Source organism: Micromonospora deserti (genome assembly GCF_003236335.1).
GTDB lineage: Bacteria > Actinomycetota > Actinomycetes > Mycobacteriales > Micromonosporaceae > Micromonospora > Micromonospora deserti.
Genome location: NZ_POUB01000444.1, coordinates 1 through 2900, shown reverse-complemented (window position 1 = coordinate 2900; position 2900 = coordinate 1). Strand labels below are relative to the sequence as shown.

Below are 2900 nucleotides of genomic sequence, written 5' to 3'. Positions count from 1 at the left end.
GGCCCGCTGGGTGGCCGCCGCCCGGGACACCGGCACGGTGACCAGCGCGCCGAGGCCGCGGGCCAGGTCCATCCGGGCCACCCGGGACAGCCCGGCGTCGACCACCACCCGCACCCCGGGCACCGTCAGGCTGCTCTCCGCCACCGCGGTCGCCAGCACCACCCGGCGCCCCTTGCCCGGGCGCAGCGCCGCGTCCTGCTCCGCGCCGCGTTGCCGGCCGTGCAGCGGCACGATCCCGACCTCGCCGCGCAGGTCGGCCAGCCGGGCGGCGACGGCGGCGATCTCGCCGGCCCCGGGGAGGAAGACCAGCAGGTCGCCGTCGCGCTCGCGCAGCGCCCGGCGCACCGTCGCCGCGACGTGGTCGAGCAGCGCCCGGTCCACCGGGCCGGCGCCGGGCGCGGCCACCGGCCGGGGCGGCGGGGCCCAGATCCGGGTCACCGGGTGCAGCGCCGAGGACGCCCGCACCACCGGCGCGGGGCCATCCGGACCGCCGAGCAGCGCGGCGAACCGGTCGGCCCGCGGGGTGGCGGACATCGCCAGCAGCCACAGGTCGGGGCGGAGCGCTGCACGGGCCTCCACCGTGAAGGCGAGCGCCAGGTCGGCGTCGAGCTGGCGCTCGTGGCACTCGTCGAGCAGCACCGCCCCGGTGCCGGCCAGTTCCGGGTCGTGGTGCAGCCGGCGGACCAGCAGCCCGGTGGTCACTACCTCGACCCGGGTATCCGGTCCGGTCCGCCGTTCGCCGCGCACGGCGTACCCGATCCGCTCGCCGACCTGCTCGCCGAGCAGCGCGGCCATCCGGCGCGCCGCGGCCCGGGCGGCCACCCGGCGCGGCTGGGCGACCAGCACCCGCCCGGCGACCTCGTCGGCGACGGCCAGCGGAGCGAGGGTCGTCTTGCCGGTGCCCGGCGGGGCCACCAGCACCCCGGTGCCGGCCGACCGCAGCGCCGCGACCAGCTCCGGCAGCACCGGCCGTACGGGCAGGTCGAGGGGCACGTCGGAGAGCACGGCCCAGTGTCGCACCGCCCGGGCGGGATCAGCCGGGGTGGACCCCGTCGACGCCGGTGACGAAGGCGTGCCAGGCCGACGCCGGGAAGGCCAGTACCGGGCCCTGCCGGTCCTTGCTGTCGCGTACGGCGACCCGACCGTCGACGGCGGCGACCTCGACGCAGTTGCCGTTGCCCACACTGCGCGTGCTGATGCGCCACTCCGCCCGGGTCAGCTCGAGCGCGGTCATCGTGGTACCCCCCGTCGTGCCGGCGTGCCGCGACAGCGGTCACGCAAAGTTACGAGAAGCTTCCGTCAGGCGGGTCAGCGACGCCTCCGGACCGAGTGCCAGCCGGCGCAGCTCCTCGTGTACCAGGCTATACCCGGACACCTGGCCGGCCTCCTCCAGAGCCAGCCCCATGGTGAGGTTTTCCAGGTAGACCACCGCCGCATCGGCCGCGTCGGCGAAGGTCAGGATGACGTACGGGGAGTTCATCGCCGGGTGCCCACCGGCCGCGAACGGTAGTACCTGGAGTGTCACATTCCGTAGTTGCGCGACCTTCGCGAGATGGGCCAACTGGTCGGCCATCACGACGTCGCCGCCCACCGGGCGGCAGAGCACCGCCTCGTTCAGCACCACCGACAGCTCGACCGGGTCCTCCCGGTACAGCACGTTCTGGCGGTGCAGTCGGGCGGCGACCTTGCGCTCGATGCCCTCCTCGCCCGCGGTCCGCCGGAAGACCTCCCGGGCGTACGCCTCGGTCTGCAGCAGCCCGGGCACCGCCTCGGCCTCGTACGTCCGCAGCGTCGCCGCCTCCGCCTCGAGCCCGACGTAGAACTCGAACCACTCCGGCAGCACGTCGCTGTAGCTCTGCCACCAGCCACGCTGCTGCGCGCCGCGGGCGATCTCGATGAGCGCCTCCGCGTCCGCGCCGGTCACCTGGTAGAGCGCGAGCGCGGCCCGCACGTCGCGCGGCTTGATGCCGATCTGAGCGTTCTCGATGCGGGACAGGTTGCTCTTGGACATGTCCAACTGCCGGGCGGCCACGTCCAGGGTCATGCCGGCGCGCTCGCGCAACTGGCGGAGCTCGCGGGCGATACGGCGGCGGCGGACGGTCGGGCTCGCGGTCACCCTCCGAGTCTGTCACGACGAGATGCGCAGGTCGCGCCAGCACGGAGTGCAACCGCGAAAAACGGGAGTTGCATTGCAGATGCACTCGGTGCATCCTCGGACGCGGTTGCGATCACTGTGGACCCGCGCGGGAGGCCGGTTGCTCATCGCCGACGAGTTCTTCCTGATCGCCCACAACGACAGCCGGGGCAGGGCGAAGCTGCACCCGGCCGCGACCGGCCTCGGCCTCGCCGGCGGCCTGCTCGGCGAGCTCGTCCTGCATGGACACATCACCGTCTCCACCGGACTCGTGGCGGTGATCGACCGCCGGCCGCCAGCGGACGCCCTCGCGCACACCGTGCTCGACCAGCTGGTCGGCGAGGCGCAGCACCAGGCCGTCCGCACCTGGCTCAGCTTCCTCGCCCAGACCGCCGCGACCTCGGTGGGGGAGCGGCTGGCCCGGGCGGGCGTGCTGCGCCGCCAGGAGAACCGCCGGCTGCTGCGCACCTCCGTCAGCTACCTGCCGATCGACCTGAACACTGTGGCCTGGCCCGCCACCCGGCTGCGGGCCCTACTGGAGCGGGCCGGCCCACCGAGCGTCCCCGACGCGCTGCTGCTCGGCCTGGTCGCCGCCGCCGGCCTGACCCGCGAGGTGCTGTGGAGCGCCACCCCCCGCGCCCACCACCGGCTGAGCCCGCCCGGGCGGTGCGACACTGGGCCGTGCTCTCCGACGTGCCCCTCGACCTGCCCGTACGGCCGGTGCTGCCGGAGCTGGTCGCGGCGCTGCGGTCGGCCGGCACCGGGG

At 75.2% G+C, this 2900-nt stretch carries 4 protein-coding genes; 1 reads left to right on the top strand and 3 read right to left on the bottom strand.

The annotated features are described in order from the left end of the window. The 3 genes from C1I99_RS30910 to C1I99_RS30900 all read right to left on the bottom strand — a co-directional run. The coding region (locus C1I99_RS30910; protein ID WP_146604101.1) for a helicase-related protein at window positions 1-1005 on the bottom strand (1005 nt) is incomplete at its 3' end. A 28-nt stretch (window positions 1006-1033) separates the two neighbouring features. Continuing rightward, entirely contained in the window at window positions 1034-1234 is a 201-nt protein-coding gene (locus C1I99_RS30905; protein WP_111137675.1) for a DUF397 domain-containing protein, read from the bottom strand. Window positions 1235-1273: 39 nt separating this feature from the next. Next, window positions 1274-2116, bottom strand: a complete 843-nt coding sequence (locus C1I99_RS30900) for a helix-turn-helix domain-containing protein (protein WP_111137674.1) — start codon at window positions 2114-2116, stop codon at window positions 1274-1276. A 139-nt stretch (window positions 2117-2255) separates the two neighbouring features. Here C1I99_RS30900 and C1I99_RS30895 point away from each other — a divergent pair. Beyond that, window positions 2256-2900 (top strand): GOLPH3/VPS74 family protein (locus C1I99_RS30895; RefSeq protein WP_233512815.1); only part of this gene is annotated, 645 nt, incomplete at its 3' end.

Bases quoted from the DNA above. Each gene is read 5' to 3' on its own strand.
- C1I99_RS30905 (WP_111137675.1), bottom strand. From the start codon at position 1,234: ATGACCGCGCTCGAGCTGACCCGGGCGGAGTGGCGCATCAGCACGCGC.